The organism is Rhizobium sp. WSM1274 (assembly GCF_025200775.1).
GTDB classification, from domain to species: domain Bacteria; phylum Pseudomonadota; class Alphaproteobacteria; order Rhizobiales; family Rhizobiaceae; genus Rhizobium; species Rhizobium leguminosarum_I.
In genome coordinates this window covers 4,859,465-4,880,165 of record NZ_CP104138.1, presented here as the reverse complement: position 1 = coordinate 4,880,165, position 20,701 = coordinate 4,859,465, and the positions used below count along the sequence as shown (strand labels likewise).

The window sequence follows — 20,701 nt, the reverse complement described above, 5'->3', positions numbered from 1 at the left end:
GGCAAGCACGCCTGGACACGCCGATATTACTTCTGCCCACGCGTGGTTTCGAACAGGAACCAGGTGCGGCGCTCGCCCTCGTCGATCCAGTTCTCGATCAGGCTCGCGGTCGCGACATCATTATGCTCGTCGCAGAGGCCATGCACCTCGCGCAGCAGCGAAACCAGCTGAGCGTTGTCCTCGCGCAGTTCCGACAACATGTCCTCGGGCGTGACGAAATCCGCGTCATTGTCCGAAAGGCGCTGCTGGCGAGCGATCTGGCCGATGGAGCGCAGTGTCGTGCCGCCGATCTTGCGGGCACGCTCGGCAATGTCGTCGGTCATGGCGAAAATCTGTTCCGCCTGTTCGTCGAGCAGCAGATGATAGTCGCGAAAATGCGGGCCGGACATGTGCCAATGGAAATTCTTGGTCTTCACATAAAGCGTAAAGACATCGGCGAGCAGTGCGGTCAGCGCTGCCGAAATATCGGTAATGGCGTTGGTCGACAGGCTGGACGGCGTCTTGAGTGGCGAAAGTCTGCGGGTTTCGGCCGGCGTATGGGACATTTAATCTCTCCTTGGTGATGAAAATCTCCAGCGCCACCGGCCGGGAAACCGCGGCGGGCCGCGCTGATCGCGCATTTGCAGAGAGAGAAATAGCAAGGCCTGGTCGCTTTCCAAGTAGATCATGGTCCAGCAGACCTATTCCTTATGCTTATGGACCGATCAGCGCCAATGCATTGATGAGGAAGCGGCGCTTGCCTATAGATGGGCGGCTGAACCCTGAGGGTTAAGAAGATGAGCCTCACCGTCCTGATCACCTATGCCGGAGCGCTGTTCATCGCCGCGGCCATTCCGGGACCCGGGATCACCGCGATCGTTGCGCGTGCGCTCGGCTCGAATTTCCGCGAGACCTTCTTCATGGGTCTCGGCCTAGTGCTCGGCGACATGACCTATCTCACGGCGGTCATTCTCGGCCTTGCCTTCGTGGCGCAGACCTTCACCGAGGTTTTCATCGTCATTAAGATCGCCGGCGCCCTCTATCTCGGCTACATTGCCTGGAAACTCTGGACAGCGGGGCTGCTGCCGCAGGATATCGCGGCACGCAAATCCACCAATATCGGCCTATCCTTCCTCTCCGGCCTGCTGGTGACGCTCGGCAATCCGAAGACGATGCTCTTCTATGTCGCCCTGGTGCCGACGCTGATCGATATCGGCAATATCGGCCTGCGAGACTATGCGATCCTGCTCGCCGTCACCTTCGTCGTGCTGATCGTCGTGCTCGTGCCCTATATGCTGCTTGCCTCGCGGGCTCGCACGATGCTGAAGCAGCCGCGCGCCCTGCAGGCGCTGAACCGGGTTGCCGCCGGCATCCTCGCCGGCACGGCCGCCTTTATCGCCACGCGGGCGGCCTGAAATAAACATTCGGCAAGAAACGGTTTTCAAAGGTTTTTTTCTCTCCTGATCGCTCCTCCAGGTCGAACGCGGTCTGGCCTAGACGGGCCTTTGACCCTATTCTCCCCTCGATTTTAGGAGCAGGATTTCAAAGGGAGAGCACCCATGTCGCACAAGCCCGGCCGCGGCCGCATCTATTCCTCGATCACCGAGACCATCGGCGACACGCCGCTCGTGCGCTTCGACAAGCTGGCGCGGGAAAAAGGCGTCGTCGCGAACCTGATCGGCAAGCTCGAATTCTTCAATCCGATCGCCTCGGTCAAAGACCGCATCGGCGTCGCGATGATCGAAAGCCTCGAAGCCCAGGGCAAGATCACGCCCGGCAAGACGGTGCTGATCGAGCCGACCTCCGGCAACACCGGCATCGCGCTTGCCTTTGCCGCCGCCGCCAAGGGTTACCGGCTGATCCTCACCATGCCGGAGACGATGTCCGTCGAGCGCCGCAAGATGCTGGCGCTGCTCGGCGCCGAGCTGGTGCTGACCGAGGGACCGAAGGGTATGAAGGGTGCCATTGCTAAGGCCGAGGAACTGGCGTCCTCGCTTCCCGATGCCGTCATCCCGCAGCAATTCGAAAACCCGGCCAATCCCGAGATCCACCGCAAGACGACGGCCGAGGAAATCTGGAATGATACCGAAGGCACGGTCGACATCGTCATCTCCGGCATCGGCACCGGCGGTACGATCACCGGCGTCGGACAGGTTCTGAAAAGCCGCAAGCCCGAGATCAAGATCATCGCCGTCGAGCCGGCCGATTCGCCGATCCTCTCCGGCGGCAATCCCGGCCCGCACAAAATCCAGGGCATCGGCGCCGGCTTCGCGCCGAAGATCCTCGATACCGGCATCTATGACGAGGTCGTCACCGTAACCAATGACGAGGCCTTCGAACAGGCGCGCCTCGTCGCCCGGCTCGAAGGCGTGCCGGTCGGCATCTCCTCGGGTGCGGCGCTGACCGCCGCCATCAAGGTCGGCATCCGTCCGGAGAACGCCGGCAAGAACATCGTCATCATCATCCCGTCCTTCGCAGAGCGTTATCTGTCGACGGCGCTGTTTGAAGGGCTGGGGAGCTAACGGTGGCTGTGCCTGGGCCTTTCCTGCGGCCATTTATCTTGCAAAATAGCGGGCGCTTCGGCGCCCCTTCTTTTATGCCGTCACCTGCATCCCAATCGAAGTCCGACGAAAGTTCTGTGGAAATCCGGAATAACGATTGTCGATGTCCCACTTGAGCTAGTTGAATCCAAATGATTGCGAACCTTTGCCATGACTTCCGCCATTGTCGCGTGCAAACGATTCAGCTCAGTGTGCTCTTTCGTCCGCTCCGGAGCATAGCGCGAGATGAGGTACTCACGCTTTGCTGTCATTGCTTCCAGATGCAGGGCAGTCTTTTTTCTCAGTTTAAGTTTAGCAACGAACATTGGCTCAGCGAGATTGTGCATCCGTTTTCGTATTTCCTCCGGAGTAACGCCCTCATGACGCAGGAAGGCGTTTAAGTAGAGTTCAATGGCGTGAATGGCGCACATTCGAGCTGGTGCGATGGATAGTGCAACTTGCTTCTGACCCTCGCTGAATAGGAGGATCGAAGCGCGAGAGTAGGCATTCGCCAAGTTTAGGACTTCCCAGGGTTTGGCGTTTGAGCCCGGAAATTCATTACTCATGGGCATCCCCGGCGACAGGCTTTCTCATCCTTCACTTCCGATCGACTATGTCGAACAGACCGACATCCTTCTTAAGATTTTTTCAGCCGAAGCTAATATTGTAAAGAGCAACGAAGTGAGGAGAGGCTCTTGCCCCTAATGGATTAAGCGACATGGAGGATGCCTAAATCGGCGTCCTAGGCAGCTTCGGCACCGCCTTCGGCAGATCATCCCCTTGCCACGGCATTCGCGCCGATCGCGGCTGGCAACGCGCCCGTTTTGGCAGCGATCAGCGCAAACGCGATTGACGGATCGACGGAGGTAGGCGGCCTGACGACTAATACTTCAAAATATCTGCGCGCATCCACCCTTCTTCTTAGGCCGCAGCCGTTAACCTCTCTCCGGCAATGCGATAGGAAATCGCTTCGGCGAGATGGATGCGGCCGACGGTCGGTTTGCCGTCGAGATCGGCGAGCGTGCGGGCGACCTTGAGCACGCGGTGGTAACCGCGGGCGGAGAATTTCATCTTTTCGGCGGCGTCTCGCAGCAGCTGCAGGCCGCTGGCATCGGGTTCGGCCAGTTTCTCGATCATCGCGGTGGAGCAGCGGGCATTGGTGCCGATGCCTTTTGCGCCGGTGCTTTCGAAGCGCTCCTGCTGGATTTCACGGGCGCGGGCGACACGGCGGGCAACGTCCGCGCTGGTTTCAGCCGCCATCGGCCGGATCAGATCGGCGGCGGAGACGGCCGGCACGTCGATGCGGATATCGATGCGATCCATCAGCGGGCCGGAGATGCGGGCCTGGTAATCGCTCATGCAGCGCGGGCCGCGGGCGCAGCTATGGCCGGGCTCGCCGGCCATGCCGCAGCGGCAGGGGTTCATTGCCGCGATCAGCTGGAATTTCGCCGGATAGGAGACGCGGTGATTGGCCCGCGCGATGACACATTCGCCGCCTTCGAGCGGCTGGCGCAGCGCATCCAGCGCCTGCGGCGTGAATTCGGGAAACTCGTCGAGAAACAGCACCCCGTGATGGGCAAGCGAGGCTTCGCCCGGGCGGGCGCGTATCCCGCCGCCGACGAGAGCCGCCATGGTGGCGGAATGATGCGGGGTGCGGAAGGGCCTTCGATCGGAAAGCTTGCCGCCGGAGAGCTGACCGGCGATCGAATGGACCATCGAGACCTCCAGCAGCTCGGCGGCCGAAAGCGGCGGCAGGATCGACGGCAGCCTTGCCGCCAGCATCGATTTGCCGGAGCCCGGAGGACCGACCATCAAAAGATTATGACCGCCGGCAGCAGCCACTTCGAGCGCGCGCTTGGCGCTTTCCTGGCCCTTGATCTCGGCGAGATCCGGCAGGTTTGCGGCATTGGCGCGGATCGACGCTTCCGGCCTGGACAGGACCTGCGTGCCGCGGAAATGATTGGCAAGGGCAATCAGGCTGCGCGGGGCGAGGATATCGACCTCGGCGCCTGCCCAGGCGGCTTCGGCGCCGCTTTCGGCCGGGCAGATCAGCCCCTTGCCGAGCGCATTGGCGCCGATCGCCGCCGGCAGCGCGCCTGAGATGGCGGCGATCGTTCCGTCGAGATTGAGTTCGCCGACGACGACAAAATCCGACAGTGCATCGGCGGGAATGGCGCCGAGCGCCGCCATCAGGGCAAGCGCGATCGGCAGGTCGAAATGCGAACCTTCCTTCGGCAGGTCGGCCGGCGCCAGATTGACGGTCACGCGCTTTGCCGGCAGGGCCAGGCCGGAGGCGTGGAGGGCTGCCTGCACGCGCTCGCGGCTTTCGGCCACCGCTTTGTCGGGCAGACCGACGATCTGCATGCCGACCTTGCCGGGCGCGACCATGACCTGAACCTCGACCGGCACACCTTCGATGCCCTGAAATGCCACCGTACTGACACGCGCGACCATATGCCCATCCCCTTGCCGCAAACTCTTATACCGCCCCCGGCCGTTCAGGGCCAGCGGTTGCAATCTGGCATGGAATCTGGAATAAAACAAGAACAATCAAAGAACGTAGTCAGGCATCCGCTGTGACCTTGGTTTGTGCTTGGGGTGCGGGACCAGAACGGTCATGGGCGGCTGGCTCAGCCGCGCTTGCGCTCGATCGCATCCCAAAGCAGGCTGGCGATATCGGCGCCGCCGAATTTCTTGACCTCGCGGATGCCGGTGGGCGAGGTGACGTTGATTTCGGTCATGTAATCGCCGATCACATCGATGCCGACGAGTAGGAAGCCGCGCTCCCTCAGCGCCGGGCCGATGCGGGTGCAGATTTCCTGTTCGCGCGGCGTCAGTTCGGTCGCCTCGGCGCGGCCACCGACATGCATGTTGGAGCGGCTGTCATGCTCGGCCGGCACGCGGTTGATGGCGCCGGCGAATTCGCCGTCGACTAGGATGATGCGTTTGTCGCCCTTGCGCACGTCAGGCAAATATTGCTGGGCGATGAAGGGCTCGCGGAAAAGCTGGCCGAACATTTCGAGCAGCGAAGAGAGGTTGCGATCGTCGCGGGTCGAATGGAAGACGCCGGCGCCGCCATTGCCGTAAAGCGGCTTCAGGATGATATCGCCCATCTCGTCGCGGAAGCGGCGGATCTCGTCGGCATCCTTGGTGATCAGCGTCTTCGGCATCAGGTCGGCGAATTCGGTGACGAAGATCTTTTCCGGCGAATTGCGCACCCAGGCCGGATCGTTGACGACGAGCGTCTTCGGATGGATGCGCTCGAGCAGATGCGTCGAGGTGATATAGGCCATGTCGAAGGGCGGGTCCTGGCGCAACAGCACGACATCCATGGTCGCGAGATCGACGCGCTCCGGCGCGCCAAGTTCAAAATGATCGCCCTTGACGTCGCGCAGCACCATCGGCTCGACGCTGGCATAGAGCTTGCCGTCGCGAAAGCTCAGGCGTTCGGGGGTGTAATGGAAGAGCTTGTAGCCGCGTACCTGGGCTTCCAGGCTCATGGCGAAGGTGGAATCGCCTGCGATATTGATGCCTGCGACATGGTCCATCTGGACCGCTACATTGGTGATCTTGGCCATTTCCATCCCTCGCTGAATGCCGGACAGATGTAGGTCGGCCAGATACCAAACGCAACGGGCAATCAGGGGCTTCCGGTCGCAGTTTTCAGGCAGCGATGCCCTGGTTGCCGCTGTTGCGCAGCATGTTGCGGAGGCGGTAGGCGATCGCCAAGGGCTTCGGGAAGGGTTTGCGCAGGAACGCGACCTTGCGGACGTAATTGTCGACCCGCCAGCTTGCCCAGGTTCCACCGGCAAAGAAGGCGACGTCGCCGGCACGCAGGGTTCGTTCGGTGCCGTCCTCGGCGGTGATATGCACCTCGCCTTCGAGGATCATCACCGTCTCGTCCCAGCCGAAATACCAGCGGAATTCGCCCGCCGTGCAATCCCAGATCGCCGTTAGTGACGCCTCGTCATGGCCGCGCGAATGTTCGGCGGTGCGGGCCTGCGGATAGCCGCTGACGATCCAGTCCGGATTGATCGGCGTGGATTTCAGCGGCAACAGATCGCTCGCATGCGCGACGAAGGATTTTCCGGCCGGCTTCGTTACGGCATACGGCACCGAGCGCGCGGCCGTGGCGACCGCACTTGCAAGCATCAGCTTCCAGGCCATGAAACAACCCCCAATTGTTATCCCTACCGAGATTTGGGGTAGCAGAGAGTCGTAAGAACCTGGTTCACGCGGGGACTAAAAGTTTAACGATCCGGAAATCCGATAGGTCGGAAGGAGGTCAGAAGGCATCAATAAAGTGCCGCGGCAATCGGCCGGGCATGATCGCCACAATGTCATAACGCTGGGAAAGGCGGGCCTGATCCGCCTGGCGGGCGAGCCAGAGATCGCTTGCCGCCCTTATGCGCTTCTGTGCGGCGGTAGAGACGGCATCGACCGCCGCGGCCTCGCCACGGCGGGCCTTGACCTCGACGAAGACGGCGAGATCGCCCTTGCGGGCGATGATATCGATCTCGCCGAGCCGGGTGCGATGGCGCAGCGCCAGGATGCGATAGCCCTTCAGCATCAGGAAAGCGGCCGCGACATATTCCGACATGCGGCCCCGGCGCAGCGCCTTCCTTCTGATCGCGGTGAGATCATTATCGCCCATCGGCGTTCTTGATCTCCAGCAGGCGCTGGTAGAGCACCTTGCGCGGCAGGCCGGTGAGGCGGGCGGCCTCGGTCGCGGCGCTGGCCGTCGGCATCGACTTCGACAGGTCGGCCAGCATGGCTTCGACATCGGCCGCATCCGTTTCGACCGGCTCCGGCGGACCGATCACGAGGACGATCTCGCCTTTGACGTTTTCCACCTGCTGATAATGCGCCGCAAGGTCGGCAAGCGTGCCGCGGCGGAACTCCTCATAGGTCTTGGTCATCTCACGGCAGACGGAGGCGGGCCGGGCGGCGCCCAGCACATCGGCGGCGGCGAGAAGCGTTGCGCCGATGCGATGCGGCGATTCAAAGAAGATCAGCGTCGCGGGTACTGCGGCAAGTTCACCGAGGCGGTCGCGGCGGGCCTTGTCCTTGGCCGGCAGGAAACCGGCGAAAAGAAAGGCATCGTTCGGCAGGCCGGAGCCGACAAGGGCTGCGAGCGGGGCTGAGGCGCCGGGAATGGGGATGACGCGGTAACCTGCCGTTATCGCCTGTTGCGCCAGCCGATAGCCGGGATCAGAGACGAGCGGCGTGCCGGCATCGGAAACCAGCGCCACCGAGCGCCCGGCTTCGAGCGCCTGCAGCAGCCTGGGACCGGCCTCGTCGGCATTATGCTCGTGATAGGCGAAAGGGCGGTTCTGGATGCCGTAGCGGTCGAGCAGCACGCGGGTGACGCGCGTATCTTCGCAGGCAAGCACATCGGCGCCAGCCAGCGTTTCCAGCGCCCGCAGGGTGATGTCGCCGAGATTGCCGATGGGAGTGGCGACGAGATAGAGCGCCGGCTCCAGCGGCCGTGCCGGCACCGCCATATTGTGCAGGCGGAAGCTTCGCCGGCTGGCGGCGTCCGCTGTCGTTTCCTCATTCATGCCATTTGCTTTCGTCCCGCCGGCTCGTCGCCGGCACCGAACCCTTATGGGCGAGCCGCATCGCTTCGGCAAGGGTTCGGATTTCTGTGAGCATCGATCTGGAAAACCGCAAATGCAGGAGTGCCGACGTCCATGCCTCTTGCAAAGCAATGCTGAAGTCTGCCATTTTGCCCGTCCACTCCCCCGGCCTCAGGCCGGGACAGCATTCTTCGGGTGCTCGACGCGCCCGGACAGTCACGGTCGAAAGCGGTAGCATCCCATGCGTATTACTATTGAGCGGTCAAACCTGTTGAAATCGCTGAACCACGTCCACCGCGTGGTCGAACGTCGCAACACGATCCCGATCCTGTCCAACGTATTGCTCAAGGCGGACGGCCAGAAGCTCGACATGAAGGCGACCGACCTCGACCTCGAAATCACCGAGGCGACCCCGGCAAGCGTCGAGCAGCCCGGCGCCACCACCGTTCCCGCCCATCTCCTCTACGACATCGTGCGCAAACTTCCCGACGGCTCGGAAGTGCTGCTTGCCACCAGCACCGATGGCGGCGCGATGACCGTGCAATCCGGCCGCTCGAAATTCTCGCTGCAGTGCCTGCCGGAATCGGATTTCCCGGATTTGACCGCCGGCACCTTCACGCATTCCTTCAAGCTGAAGGCGACCGATCTGAAGATGCTGATCGACCGCACCCAGTTTGCGATCTCGACGGAAGAGACACGTTATTATCTGAACGGCATCTTCTTCCACACGATCGAGAGCAACGGCCAGCTGAAACTCAGGGCGGTAGCGACCGACGGCCACCGGCTGGCGCGCGCCGATGTCGATGCGCCCTCCGGCTCCGAGGGCATGCCCGGCATCATCATCCCGCGCAAGACGGTCGGCGAATTGCAGAAGCTGGTCGATAATCCCGAGGTGATGGTCACCGTCGAGGTTTCCGACGCCAAGATCCGAATGACGATCGGCTCGATCGTCATGACCTCGAAACTGATCGACGGCACCTTCCCGGATTATCAGCGGGTCATCCCGACGGGCAACGACAAGGAAATGCGGGTCGACTGCACGAGTTTCGCACAGGCCGTCGACCGCGTCTCGACCATCTCCTCCGAGCGTGGCCGCGCCGTCAAGCTGGCGCTTTCCGAGGGGCAGTTGATGTTGACCGTCAACAATCCCGATTCCGGTAGTGCGACCGAGGAAGTCGCCGTCGGCTACGACACGGATGCGATGGAAATCGGCTTCAACGCCAAGTACCTGCTCGACATCACCGCCCAGCTTTCCGGCGAGGAAGCGATCTTCCTGCTTGCCGATGCCGGCTCGCCGACGCTGATCCGCGACACGGCGGGCGACGATGCGCTCTACGTACTGATGCCGATGCGCGTCTGACGGGAACGAAGGCCGCCCATTGCCGTTTTTCCTCCTGTCAAAACGGAGGATCCCATGGTGAAAAAGACGGGAACGGTGCGCATCGGCATATCCGGCTGGACCTATGCGCCCTGGCGCGGCCAATTCTACCCGAAGGACCTGCCGCAGAAGCAGGAACTTTCCTACGCCGCCCGGCACTTCCGGTCGATCGAGATCAACGGCACCTTCTACGGATTACAGCGGCCCGAAAGCTTCGGCCGCTGGCGCGACGAGACACCGGAGGATTTCGTCTTCGCCGTCAAGGGACCGCGCTTCATCACCCATATGCTGCGGCTGCAGGATATCCAGACGGCGCTCGCCAATTTCCTCGCCTCCGGCGTTTTGCGGCTTGGCCCCAAGCTCGGGCCGATCCTCTGGCAATTCCCACCGAACATGGTCTTCGACCCATCCCTGTTCGAAAGTTTTTTGTCGCTGCTGCCGCACGACCGCGACGCAGCGATAGCGCTTGCCAAGCGGCACGACTGGCATATCAAGGCACCGGCCTGGCTTACATGCGACGGACATCAGCCGATCCGGCATGCGCTGGAGATTCGCCACGAAAGCTTCCGCGCACCCGCCTTCATCGAGATGCTCAGGCGCCACAAGGTCGCCCTCGTCTGCGCCGATACGGTGCAATGGCCGCTGCTGATGGATATCACCGCCGATTTCATCTACTGCCGCCTGCATGGTTCCGAAAAGCTCTATATCAGCGGCTATGAGGACGAAGCGCTCGACATGTGGGCACAACGCATCCGCGCCTGGGCCACGGGCGAAGAACCTGACGATGCGACGCGGGTGCTGGCGCCCGTACCAGCGCGCAACAAGGGCCGCGACGTCTATCTCTATTTCGACAATACCGACGTGAAGCTGCGCGCACCCGTCGACGCCGATCATTTGAGCGAAAGGCTTGCCGATCTCATGCCGGGTTCGGCGCCGAAAGCCGCATGAGCTGTTGATGTCGATGTCCTTGTTGCGAAAATCCTTGTCCCTTAAGCGACAAGCGGCATATTAAGGCATTCGATCAACATGCGGACGGGTGGAGAATGCGCTTACGGGTCAAGGTGAAGGAACGGCTGGGCAAGAGGTTCGACGACGAGATCCGCTTCTTCCGGGGCATGATGCAGGGGCCGAAGACGGTGGGCTCGATCGTGCCGACCTCCTCGATCACGGCGAAGCGCATGGCAAGCGTCGTCGACCTCCACTCGGGGCTGCCGGTGCTCGAACTGGGGCCCGGCACCGGCGCCATCACCAAGGCCATCCTCGGCCGCGGCGTCCGGCCGGAAAATCTCGTGGCGATCGAATATTCGACGGATTTCCACGAACATCTCAAGCGGACCTATCCCGGCGTGCACTTCATCAACGGCGACGCCTTCGATCTGCAGAAGACGCTCGGCGATTTCAGCGATCAGATGTTCGATTCCGTCGTCTCGGGCATTCCGCTTTTGAATTTCCCGATGGCGAAGCGCATCTCGCTGCTTGAAAGCCTGCTCGATCGCCTGCCGGCCGGCCGGCCGATGGTGCAGATTTCCTACGGCGCGATCTCGCCGATCGCGGCCAATCCCGACCGCTACCATATCCAGCATTTCGACTTCGTCATGCGCAACATTCCGCCGGCGCAGCTTTGGATCTACAGGCGCGGCTGAGATGTTCGGGATCTATATCACCCATCCGCAGGTCAGGATCGATGCGAACGTGCCCGTGCCGAAATGGGGGCTTTCCGATGTCGGCGCGGCGCGCGCCCGCAAAGCGGCCGAGAGCGGCTGGGCGAGGCAATTGCGGCGCATCGTCTCCAGCGACGAGACGAAGGCGATCGAGACGGCCGAAATCCTGGCGGAAGCCTCCGGCGTGACAGTCGAGATCGTCCACGGCATGCATGAGAACGACCGCTCGGCCACCGGCTTCCTGCCGCCGCCGCAGTTCGAAGAGGCCGCCAACTGGTTCTTCGCCCATCCGGAACAAAGCTTCAGGGGCTGGGAGCGCGCCGTCGATGCGCAACGCCGCATCGTCGAGGCCGTGAACGCCGTTCTTGCGACGCATGAAGCCAGGGCGCCGATCGCCTTCGTCGGCCATGGCGGCGTCGGCACGCTGCTCAAATGCCATCTGGCGGGCAGACCGATTTCCCGCGACCGCGACCAGCCGGGCGGCGGCGGCAATCTCTATGCTTTCGGCCTTGCGGATCGCCGCTTATCATGCGACTGGACACCCATCGAAGACTGGCAAGGGTGACTTCAGATGGACGCACGCGAGCGGTTGATCGTCGGCCTGGATGTTCCAACGATCGGCGAGGCGGAAAGACTGGTTTCCACGCTCGGCGACGACATTCTGTTCTACAAGATCGGCTATCAGCTGGTCTTTGCCGGCGGCCTGGAATTCGCCCGCGATCTTGCCGCCGGCGGCAAGAAGATCTTCCTCGACATGAAGCTGCTCGACATCGACAACACTGTCGCCTCCGGCGTCGAGAACATCGCCAAGATGGGCATGTCGATGCTGACGCTGCACGCCTATCCGAAAGCAATGAAGGCGGCGGTCGAGGCCGCGGCCGGCTCCGGGCTCTGTCTGCTCGGCGTCACCGTGCTGACCTCGATGGATGCCGATGACCTTGCCGAGGCCGGCTACAGCCAAGATCCGCACAGCCTGGTGCTGCGCCGCGCCAAACAGGCGCGCGCAGCCGGAATGGGCGGTATCGTCTGCTCGGCGGAGGAAGCGGCTGCCGTGCGCGAGATCGTCGGTCCCGACCTGGCGATCGTCACCCCCGGCATTCGCCCGACCGGAAGCGACAGAGGCGACCAGAAGCGGGTGATGACGCCTTTCGACGCGCTGAAGGCGGGAGCGACGCATCTCGTCGTCGGCCGGCCTGTCGTAAAGGCGCCGGATCCCCGAGATGCCGCCCGCGCGATCCTCAGCGAGATGGTGAGCGCACTCTGGCCGGCAAACCGCTAAATTAAAGGGAGAAGACCATGGCCAAAGGATACTGGATCGCCCGCGTCGACGTTCGCGATGCCGAGCGCTACAAGGATTACGTGGCGGCGGCCAAGCCGGCCTTCGAAAAATATGGGGCGAATTTCTTGGCGCGCGGCGGCGCCTTCACCGAACTCGAGGGCAAGGCGCGCGCCCGCAACGTGGTGATCGAATTCCCCTCGATGCAGCATGCGGTCGACTGCTACAATTCGCCGGAATACCAGATCGCCGCCAAAATCCGCCAGGAAGTCGCGGATGCGGAAATGGTCGTCGTCGAAGGCGTCTGAGCGGCTTCGCATGCGCAAAAAACTGACTGCGTGATGGGCCTTCCCGTCGCGCCGGGATTCGTCTAAGACGAGAGCCAATTCAGCATCCCGCAAAGCCTTTCGAGGAGCCTGCCATGACCCTTGCCAACCTGCCGCCGCTCGTTACCGTGTTCGGAGGGTCCGGCTTCGTGGGCAGGCACGTGGTTCGGGCGCTGGCCAAGCGCGGCTATCGCATCCGCGTCGCGGTGCGCCGTCCCGATCTCGCCGGCTTCCTGCAGCCGCTCGGCAATGTCGGCCAGATCTCCTTCGTCCAGGCGAACCTGCGCTACCGCAGCTCGATTGACCGCGCCGTCGACGGTGCGAGCCACGTCGTCAACTGCGTCGGCATTCTGCACGAAACCGGCCGCAACACTTTCGACGCCGTGCAGGAATTCGGCGGTCGTGCGGTTGCCGAAGCCGCGCGCGGCGCAGGTGCGACGCTGACGCATATTTCGGCGATCGGCGCCGACGCGAAATCCGATTCCGCCTATGGCCGCACCAAGGGTCGCGCCGAAACGGCCATCCTCTCGGTCAAGCCCGATGCAGTGATCTTCCGTCCGTCGATCGTCTTCGGACCGGAGGACAGTTTCTTCAACAAGTTTGCCGAGATGGCACGCATGTCGCCGATCCTGCCGCTCGTCGGCGGCGGCAAGACGAAATTCCAGCCTGTCTATGTCGGGGATGTCGCCGAGGCCGTCGCCCGCGCCGTCGACGGCAAGGTCGCCGGCGGCAAGGTCTACGAACTTGGCGGGCCTGAGGTGCTGAGCTTCCGCGAATGTCTCGAGACGATGCTGAAGGTAACGTGCCGCAAGAACCGGCTGATATCCCTGCCCTTCGGCATCGCTTCGATGATCGGCAGCATCGCCTCGCTGATCCCCTTCATAACGCCGCCGATCACGCCGGATCAGGTGCGCCTGCTGAAGCGCGACAATGTCGTCTCCCGGGAAGCCGAGGCGGAAGGCCGCACGCTGAAGGGCCTCGGCATTACGCCCACCATGGTGGCATCGGTGCTCGGCTCCTATCTCGTGCACTATCGTCCGCACGGCCAATATACCGGCACCGGCAAGGCCGCCTGAGTATCTTTTCCAGACGACGAGATTGGCCGTCTGCGGATCCTGCGGGCGGCCTTTTGGCGTTGCCGTGTCCCGCAAAGCCCGGCGCAAGTTCGAAGTGTTCTGGTTCTCGGCATATTCAGCGGCGTTGCATAAAAGACGCATCGGAAATTTTGTGGAATTAACGCCAAATTTAGCAGGAACGTTTATTGCTATTTGCCATTCCACTGACTACCAAACCCGCGCGTCTTCCAACGGACTCAACGCCAGCGGTCGCGCGCGGCAATCACTGTGAAAGGCAATTCTCGATGGGCAAGTCAATCGCGCTCCTGTTTGCGTGTGCGGCGCTGGTTATCCTTGCAGGCTCTTTCGTTGCGCCCGGTTCGGTCGCGGCGGTGAAGGGCGATTGCTCGCCGGCCTACGGCGTCGATCCTTGCTCGACGGCTTCGATCATCCATTGACGAAAAGCCTGGCCCCTGCGCCGGCATCCTGCTCCAACCAAGCAGTCGATCGGAACGCCTGAAACAGGGCGCTCGACAGTGAACGTCATGTCTCGCCTGCCCCTCAATGACTAACTGAGAGATCGGCACATTGCCGGTAATCGGGTGCCTGTTTGTGCGGTCCGACGGGGCATTTGCATTCGCGCCGGGAGTTGCGCGAATGCAATGCGGGATGGATGTCTCAGGCAATCAAGCCGGTCGCGGCCATGCCGAGCAGCAAGACACCGAGAATGATGCGGTAGATGGCAAACAGGGTAAATCGGTTGCTTCTGATATAGGCCAGCAGCCATTTGACCGCGATGAAGGCGACGACCGTGGAAACGACGAAGGCGATGGCGAGCGCCGTCCAGTCTTCGCCTGCCGCTCCGCCGTCCTTGAAGGTCTTCAGCAATTCATAGCCGCTGGCGGCATACATTGTGGGTATGCCGACGAGAAAGGCGAATTCGGTCGCCGCGGCGCGGTTACCGGTACCCGCCAGCATGGCGACGAAAATCGTGGCGCCGGAGCGCGAGGTTCCCGGGAAAATGCCGGCAACGATCTGGGCGATGCCGACCAGGATGGCGACAAGCCAGGTGATCTCTTTATGCGGCGGCCTGCGCGCGGCGGCCCATTCGGCAAAGATCATCCAGATACCGCCGATGATGAGCGCCCAGGCGATCGGTGTTGCGGTCTCCGGAAGTTCAAAGCCGAGCTTCTTGACGATCAGTCCGAGAATCGCGGTGATGAGAAAGGCGACGATCAGCTTGGCGGCATAATCGCGGTTGGCGGGGTCGCGCCAGCCAAGCACCAGATCCACCAGGCGGCGCCAGTAGATGATGGTGACGGCGAGGATGGCGCCCGCCTGAATGACGATGTTGAACATATCCGACCGATGTCCGAGCCATTGCTCGGCAATGATCAGATGGCCGGTGCTCGAGATCGGCAGGAACTCGGTGATCCCCTCTATGACACCGAGTATTGCAGCATTTATATAATCCATACATTGTCTCCGGTTTAAAGTTCGGTCGGGCCTGAGCGCTTGGGTCGATCAGGCTGCCGCTTCCATTCGTTCGTTAGACCGTGTTTCGCCATTATCAGATGGCCCGAAAAATCCGATTCGCTTGTATTGGCGGGGCCAAACTCCTATAGCTTCAACCAATGAGTCATGACTAGGGCGCTATAATCGAGCTGCCACACAGTCCTGTAACAGCAATCACAACGCCCGAGTATCGATGCCCACGCTTTATCATCATCCCATGTCATCCGCATCTCGCTTCGTTCGGCTGATCCTGGCGGAATACGGCTATCAGGCGGATCTGATCGAGGAGCAGACATGGGAGAAGCGCCGGGATTTCCTGGCGCTCAATCCGGCCGGCACGCTGCCGGTCTATGTCGACGACAGCATGCGCGCGCTTTGCGGCACGAGCGTCATTTCCGAATATCTGGACGAGACGCACGGCGTCTTGAAACGCGACCGGCGGCTGCTCGCCGAAGACCCTTTCCAGCGGGCCGAAATCCGCCGGCTGACCGAATGGTTCATGCAGAAGATGGAAAACGACGTGACCAAGCCGCTCGCCCGCGAGCGTGTCTATAAGTTGCAGATGAGCGCCGATCAGGGCGGCGGAGCGCCGGATTCGAAGGTTTTGCGCACGGCGCGCGCGAATATCCGCCAGCATATGCGCTACCTGACCTGGCTTGCCGGCTCGCGTCAATGGCTGGCTGGCGAGCGAATGAGCTATGCCGACCTTGCCGCCGCGGCCTCGATCTCGATCCTCGATTATCTCGGCGAGATCGAGTGGGCGGATTCGCCAGTCGTCAAGGACTGGTACCAGCGGCTGAAGTCGCGTCCGTCCTTCCGGCCGATGCTGACCGAGCGCGTGCGCGGACTGACACCGGTTTCCCACTATGCCGATCTGGATTTCTGACGAGGGCTCTTCATGCCCGAACCTGACAATGACAAAGAACGCCGCCGCCGCGACAATTTGACCGAGTTCGTCCGGGCGGAATCTGCCGCCAAGGGCTTCGATCTCTGCCGTATCACGCGCCCGGATGCGATCCCCGAAGCCAAGGAGCGTCTCGGCCAGTTCATCGATGCCGGGCGCCACGGGACGATGGAATGGATGGCGGAGACGCGCGACCGGCGCGGCGATCCGCGCAAACTGTGGAGCGAGGTGCGCTCCGTCGTCGTCTTCGGCCTCAACTACGCCCCGGAGGAAGATCCGCGCGGCATTCTCGACAAGCCTGATAAGGCGGCGATTTCGGTCTATGCCCGCAACCGCGATTATCACGACGTCATCAAGGGCCGGCTGAAGGAGATCGCCACGCGCTTTGCAGCGCGGGCGGGCGCCGATGTGAAAGTGTTCGTCGATACGGCGCCTGTCATGGAAAAACCGCTGGCGGAGGCAGCCGGGCTCGGCTGGCAGGGCAAACACACCAATCTCGTCAGCCGCGTTCATGGCTCCTGGCTGTTCCTCGGCACGATGTTCACGACCGCCGATCTTGTGGTCGACGCAGCCGAGACCGATCATTGCGGTTCCTGCCGCGCCTGTCTCGATATCTGCCCGACGGCTGCCTTCCCGGCGCCTTACCAGATCGATGCGCGGCGTTGCATCTCCTATCTCACCATCGAGCACAAGGGACCGATCGACCCCGATCTGCGCGGGCTGATCGGCAACCGCATCTATGGCTGCGACGACTGTCTTGCCGTCTGTCCCTGGAACAAGTTCGCAAGCTCCGCCTCCGAGATGAAGCTACAGGCCCGGGACGATCTCAAGGAGCCGTCGATCGCCTTTCTGCTGACGCTCGACGATGCCGCCTTCCGTGCCTTTTTCAGCGGCTCGCCGGTGAAGCGGATCGGCCGCGACCGCTTTATCCGCAACGTGCTGATCGCCGCCGGCAATTCCGGCGAGACGGCGCTCATCGGGCCATGTCGCGAACTTACGGAGGATCCCTCGCCCGTGGTGCGCGGCATGGCGGTCTGGGCGCTTTTGCGGCTGATGGAGGCTGGCGAATTTGCGGCCTTTGCCGCACAAAGGGCGGATGAGAGAGATGACGACGTCCTGAACGAATGGCGATTGGCGGGAGTGGGCTGATGCATGTGATGATCTTTGGCTGCGGTTATTCCGGCACGGCGATCGCCAAGGCCTTTGCCGGCGACGGCGTTCGGGTTTCCGGCACCACGCGCTCACCTGACAAAGTGGACGCGCTCCGTCAGAACGGCATCGAAGCTTTCCTTTTCGATGGAGAGAGTATCGAAGGGGGGCTGCGCCAGGCTTTGGACGGCGTCACTCATCTGGTGCAGTCGATCGCCCCTGGCAAGGCCGACCCACTGCTGCGGTTGCTCGGTAAAGACGGCGCATACCTGCTGCCGAAGCTCGAATGGATCGGTTATCTCTCGACCGTCGGCGTCTATGGCGATCACCAGGGCGCCTGGGTGAACGAGGAAACGCCGTGCCTGCCCGTTTCCGGCCGGTCGAAGGAGCGGCTCGAGGCGGAAGAGGGCTGGCTGGCGATGGGCCGGGAGCGCGGCCTGCCGGCGGCGGTGTTGCGCCTTTCCGGCATCTATGGGCCGGGACGCAACGCCTTCTGCAATCTGGAAAAGGGCACGGCGCGACGGCTGATCAAGAAGGACCAGGTGTTCAACCGCATCCGCGTCGAGGATATCGGCGCGGCGACGCGTTTCCTGTCGGAGCGCGGCCTCGGCGGCATCTATAATGTCACCGACGACCGACCCGGCCCGCCGCAGGATGTGATCGTCGAGGCAGCCCGCCTGATGGGGGTAGAATCGCCGCCGGAGCAGGCGTTCGAGACCGCCGAATTGACGCCGATGGCGCGCACTTTCTACGGCGAGAACAAACGGGTTTCGAATGCCAAACTGAAGGCCGCCGGCTTCGCATTTTCCTTCCCGAACTATCCTATGTCGCTTGCGCAATTGTGGCGGGACGGATGTTGGCGCGGTTAGAACGCAGTCTTGTTTGCGACGGACGCATTCACCCAGAATGAGTAGGAAATTCCTACTTTCCCGCTTTGGCCGGACAATTTTCGCCGCATCTTATGGTTAACGGCCTTTGAATTTGCCCAAATGTGGCAGTAAATATGGCGAAATCGGAAAAATATTTTCGCGATTTTCGTGAACGCCGAGGCGTTAACTATCCCTTCGGAAAATTCGTTCGGATTTTAGCTGATTTTATTAGGTTTTTTCCACGCTTGGGCGCGGCGTGCATTCCCGGAATCCCGACGTCACACTCACGAATGTTACAGATTGTAATATTCCGTGAAGCTGCGCGGCACTTTTTCGCCACTTTTTCACAGATTTAAGCCCCGCCGCCTGCAAGGGCGCGAGTTCAATAGTTGAGGGATACTCTGTTTTGAAGAAAATACGTCGTTCTATTGTCGCCGCTGTAACTATTGCAGCCTGTTCTTCCATGCTTCCGGCGGAAGGTTTTGCTGGCAATGGCTGTGGCGGTGCTTCATGGTACGCACTTCGCTCCAAAACTGCTTCCGGGGAACGTATGAACCCTGCCATCTTGACTGCCGCACATCGTTCGCTTGCTTTCGGCACCAAGGTGAAGGTCACCAACAGCAACAATGGCCGCACCGTCGTCGTTCGCATCAACGATCGTGGTCCGTTCATCCGCGGTCGTGTGCTCGACCTGTCGCGCGCCGCCGCACAGAATATCGGCATGGTGAGCTCCGGCACTGCGAAGGTCTGCTACCAGATCATCAGCTGAGGCCAGCACTGACTGCGCCGGAAGCGGCGCTTGCTCTTGCCGTCAATCGCGGTTACCACGCGGTTGAGACTTGTGAACAATTGACTGCGTGACACTCACGTTTGCGCTGGTCGTTCCCACGCCACGGCAACAGGAGACATGTGAATGCGTCTGGGCGGCCGCCTCGAAGGGGCGATTTCTGTGCTCGCGGACATCGATGCCCGCAAGCGGCCCGTCGCCGACGCGCTGAAGGACTGGGGCCTCGCGCACCGCTTCGCCGGCTCCGGCGATCGTGCAGCGATCGGCAACATCGTCTATGACGCACTGCGCATGCGGCTTTCCCACGCCTGGCTGATGGATGACGAGAGTGCCGCGGCCATTGCCCATGCCGTCATGTTCCGCCAATGGGGTTTCACGCCAGACAGTCTTGCCACTGAGCTGGCAGATGACAAGTTCGCGCCGGCGCCGCTTTCAGCCGACGCCGTCTCGGCCTTTCAAAGCCGCTCGCTCGACGATGCGCCGCCGCATATCCGCGGCGATATTCCCGAATGGGTCCAACCCTCCTTCGAGCGGGCCTTCGGCGCCGGCTGGCTCGCCGAGGCACAGGCACTCGCAGCGCGCCCGACGCTCGATCTGCGCGCCAACCTGCTCAAAGCCTCCCGCGACAAGGTCGTCAAGGCGCTCGAAAGAGCCAACGCGCATGCAGCGAAGATCGCCCGCCACGGCATCCGGATTGCCGCCGGCGAAGGCGCCTCGCGTCTTCCCAACGTGACAGCCGAGCTATCGTTCCAGAAAGGCTGGTTCGAAGTTCAGGACGAGGGATCGCAGATCGTCGCCGACCTAGTGCTCGCCCACGACGGCGAACAGGTTCTCGACTATTGCGCCGGCGGCGGCGGCAAGACGCTCGCCATGGCGGCGGCCATGCAGAACAAGGGACAGGTTCACGCCTATGACGCCGACCGCAAACGGCTGGCGCCGATCATCGAGCGGCTGAAGCGGGCGGGCACACGCAATGTCCAGGTGCATGACGACGCCAGGGCGCTCTCCGGCCTTGCCGGACGCTGCGACAAGGTGCTGGTCGACGCACCCTGCACCGGCACCGGCACGTGGCGCCGCCGCCCCGATACGAAGTGGCGGCTGACGGCGAAGAACCTCGACGAGCGCACCGCCCAGCAGCAGGACGCGCTGGCGCAGGCGAGCAGCTTCGTCAAATCAGGCGGCGACCTGATCTATGTGACCTGCTCGGTCCTGCCTCGGGAAAACGAGGAACAGGCGCGCCGCTTCACGGCTGACAATCCTGATTTTCAGATCGTCAGTGCCCTGCCTGCCTGGGATCAGCTCTTCGGCAAGGACGCCCCGCGTCCGCACTCTTCCGACGGCCTGTCGGTGACTTTGACCCCCGCCTCCACCGATACCGACGGCTTCTTCTTCTGCCGCATGCAGCGGAAGGGTTGACGCGGTTTAGCGGAGGCATACGCAGCTGCCGGTTTTTCAAGCAAATGCCGTTCAAAATGACCGGTTAGCCGCGCCTGTCCATTCTTAAAATCATTCCAAACTAGAGTGTTTGACACCAGTTTGCTTTTGCGCGAAGAGACGAAGCCCGATGACAGCGCCGCGCGTCTTATCAGACGCGCAAAGGACGCTGTAACACTTTGAATCGACGCATCGCGCTTTCCGAAAATCGATTCCGATTTTCGGGCCGGTGCCGTAGACGGAAAATCC

23 protein-coding genes are annotated in these 20,701 nt (G+C 62.0%); 15 read left to right on the top strand and 8 right to left on the bottom strand.

Annotation, left to right across the window (positions count from 1 at the left end; all coding sequences use genetic code 11):
• Positions 1-26: 26 nt before the first annotated feature.
• Positions 27-545 (bottom strand): Dps family protein, encoded by a 519-nt coding sequence (locus N2600_RS24055; protein ID WP_260297599.1) that lies wholly within the window; start codon positions 543-545, stop codon positions 27-29.
• Positions 546-776: 231 nt separating this feature from the next.
• Here N2600_RS24055 and N2600_RS24050 point away from each other — a divergent pair, with 231 nt between their 5' ends.
• Both N2600_RS24050 and cysK read left to right on the top strand, forming a co-directional pair.
• The gene (locus tag N2600_RS24050; protein ID WP_170280263.1) at positions 777-1,394 is read left to right on the top strand and encodes a LysE family translocator; all 618 of its coding nucleotides are present in this window, start codon (positions 777-779) and stop codon (positions 1,392-1,394) included.
• A gap of 144 nt (positions 1,395-1,538) precedes the next feature.
• The gene (gene cysK / locus N2600_RS24045) at positions 1,539-2,501 is read left to right on the top strand and encodes a cysteine synthase A (protein ID WP_260109900.1); all 963 of its coding nucleotides are present in this window, start codon (positions 1,539-1,541) and stop codon (positions 2,499-2,501) included.
• 80 nt (positions 2,502-2,581) lie between these two features.
• Here cysK and N2600_RS24040 read toward each other — a convergent pair whose 3' ends face one another.
• The 6 genes from N2600_RS24040 to rsmI form a co-directional block, all read right to left on the bottom strand.
• Positions 2,582-3,085 (bottom strand): hypothetical protein, encoded by a 504-nt coding sequence (locus N2600_RS24040; RefSeq protein WP_260297598.1) that lies wholly within the window; start codon positions 3,083-3,085, stop codon positions 2,582-2,584.
• A gap of 355 nt (positions 3,086-3,440) precedes the next feature.
• Positions 3,441-4,973, bottom strand: a complete 1,533-nt coding sequence (locus tag N2600_RS24035) for a YifB family Mg chelatase-like AAA ATPase (RefSeq protein WP_131627796.1) — start codon at positions 4,971-4,973, stop codon at positions 3,441-3,443.
• A 176-nt stretch (positions 4,974-5,149) separates the two neighbouring features.
• Positions 5,150-6,097, bottom strand: coding sequence for a glutathione synthase (gene gshB, locus N2600_RS24030; protein ID WP_260297596.1), 948 nt, complete (start codon positions 6,095-6,097; stop codon positions 5,150-5,152).
• Between the two features lie 85 nt (positions 6,098-6,182).
• A complete protein-coding gene (locus N2600_RS24025) occupies positions 6,183-6,686 on the bottom strand; it encodes a cupin domain-containing protein (RefSeq protein WP_260297595.1) in 504 nt (167 codons plus the stop codon).
• Between the two features lie 118 nt (positions 6,687-6,804).
• Positions 6,805-7,173, bottom strand: a complete 369-nt coding sequence (locus N2600_RS24020) for a YraN family protein (protein ID WP_222280060.1) — start codon at positions 7,171-7,173, stop codon at positions 6,805-6,807.
• Positions 7,163-8,080, bottom strand: coding sequence for a 16S rRNA (cytidine(1402)-2'-O)-methyltransferase (rsmI, locus tag N2600_RS24015; RefSeq protein WP_260297594.1), 918 nt, complete (start codon positions 8,078-8,080; stop codon positions 7,163-7,165). Before rsmI ends, N2600_RS24020 begins: the two co-directional genes overlap by 11 nt.
• A 259-nt stretch (positions 8,081-8,339) precedes the next feature.
• Here rsmI and dnaN point away from each other — a divergent pair, with 259 nt between their 5' ends.
• From dnaN to N2600_RS23975, 8 genes are all read left to right on the top strand, one after another.
• On the top strand, positions 8,340-9,458 hold the full coding sequence (gene dnaN / locus N2600_RS24010) for a DNA polymerase III subunit beta (protein WP_260109895.1): 1,119 nt from the start codon (positions 8,340-8,342) through the stop codon (positions 9,456-9,458).
• 54 nt (positions 9,459-9,512) lie between these two features.
• Positions 9,513-10,424, top strand: coding sequence for a DUF72 domain-containing protein (locus N2600_RS24005; protein WP_260109894.1), 912 nt, complete (start codon positions 9,513-9,515; stop codon positions 10,422-10,424).
• 95 nt (positions 10,425-10,519) lie between these two features.
• The gene (gene pmtA / locus N2600_RS24000) at positions 10,520-11,119 is read left to right on the top strand and encodes a phospholipid N-methyltransferase PmtA (RefSeq protein ID WP_260297592.1); all 600 of its coding nucleotides are present in this window, start codon (positions 10,520-10,522) and stop codon (positions 11,117-11,119) included.
• Position 11,120: 1 nt separating this feature from the next.
• The gene (locus tag N2600_RS23995) at positions 11,121-11,702 is read left to right on the top strand and encodes a histidine phosphatase family protein (RefSeq protein WP_222280064.1); all 582 of its coding nucleotides are present in this window, start codon (positions 11,121-11,123) and stop codon (positions 11,700-11,702) included.
• A gap of 6 nt (positions 11,703-11,708) precedes the next feature.
• Positions 11,709-12,416 (top strand): orotidine-5'-phosphate decarboxylase, encoded by a 708-nt coding sequence (pyrF, locus tag N2600_RS23990; RefSeq protein WP_260297591.1) that lies wholly within the window; start codon positions 11,709-11,711, stop codon positions 12,414-12,416.
• Between the two features lie 17 nt (positions 12,417-12,433).
• On the top strand, positions 12,434-12,721 hold the full coding sequence (locus N2600_RS23985) for a DUF1330 domain-containing protein (protein ID WP_017966663.1): 288 nt from the start codon (positions 12,434-12,436) through the stop codon (positions 12,719-12,721).
• 113 nt (positions 12,722-12,834) lie between these two features.
• On the top strand, positions 12,835-13,815 hold the full coding sequence (locus N2600_RS23980) for a complex I NDUFA9 subunit family protein (RefSeq protein ID WP_260297589.1): 981 nt from the start codon (positions 12,835-12,837) through the stop codon (positions 13,813-13,815).
• A gap of 284 nt (positions 13,816-14,099) precedes the next feature.
• On the top strand, positions 14,100-14,252 hold the full coding sequence (locus N2600_RS23975; RefSeq protein ID WP_003544729.1) for a hypothetical protein: 153 nt from the start codon (positions 14,100-14,102) through the stop codon (positions 14,250-14,252).
• A gap of 220 nt (positions 14,253-14,472) precedes the next feature.
• On the opposite strand, the gene N2600_RS23970 is transcribed toward N2600_RS23975, so the two are convergent.
• The gene (locus N2600_RS23970) at positions 14,473-15,270 is read right to left on the bottom strand and encodes an undecaprenyl-diphosphate phosphatase (RefSeq protein ID WP_260297587.1); all 798 of its coding nucleotides are present in this window, start codon (positions 15,268-15,270) and stop codon (positions 14,473-14,475) included.
• Positions 15,271-15,502: 232 nt separating this feature from the next.
• Here N2600_RS23970 and N2600_RS23965 point away from each other — a divergent pair, with 232 nt between their 5' ends.
• From N2600_RS23965 to N2600_RS23945, 5 genes are all read left to right on the top strand, one after another.
• Entirely contained in the window at positions 15,503-16,195 is a 693-nt protein-coding gene (locus tag N2600_RS23965; protein ID WP_162115458.1) for a glutathione S-transferase family protein, read from the top strand.
• Positions 16,196-16,207: 12 nt separating this feature from the next.
• Positions 16,208-17,362 carry a tRNA epoxyqueuosine(34) reductase QueG gene (queG, locus tag N2600_RS23960; RefSeq protein ID WP_260297585.1) on the top strand — a complete coding sequence of 385 codons (1,155 nt, stop codon included), beginning with the start codon at positions 16,208-16,210 and terminating at the stop codon, positions 17,360-17,362.
• Positions 17,362-18,231 (top strand): SDR family oxidoreductase, encoded by an 870-nt coding sequence (locus tag N2600_RS23955; protein WP_260297584.1) that lies wholly within the window; start codon positions 17,362-17,364, stop codon positions 18,229-18,231. The genes queG and N2600_RS23955 overlap by 1 nt, the downstream gene beginning before the upstream one ends.
• 406 nt (positions 18,232-18,637) lie before the next feature.
• Positions 18,638-19,000, top strand: a complete 363-nt coding sequence (locus N2600_RS23950) for a septal ring lytic transglycosylase RlpA family protein (protein ID WP_017966657.1) — start codon at positions 18,638-18,640, stop codon at positions 18,998-19,000.
• Positions 19,001-19,144: 144 nt separating this feature from the next.
• A complete protein-coding gene (locus N2600_RS23945) occupies positions 19,145-20,434 on the top strand; it encodes an RsmB/NOP family class I SAM-dependent RNA methyltransferase (protein ID WP_260297583.1) in 1,290 nt (429 codons plus the stop codon).
• Positions 20,435-20,701: the final 267 nt, after the last annotated feature.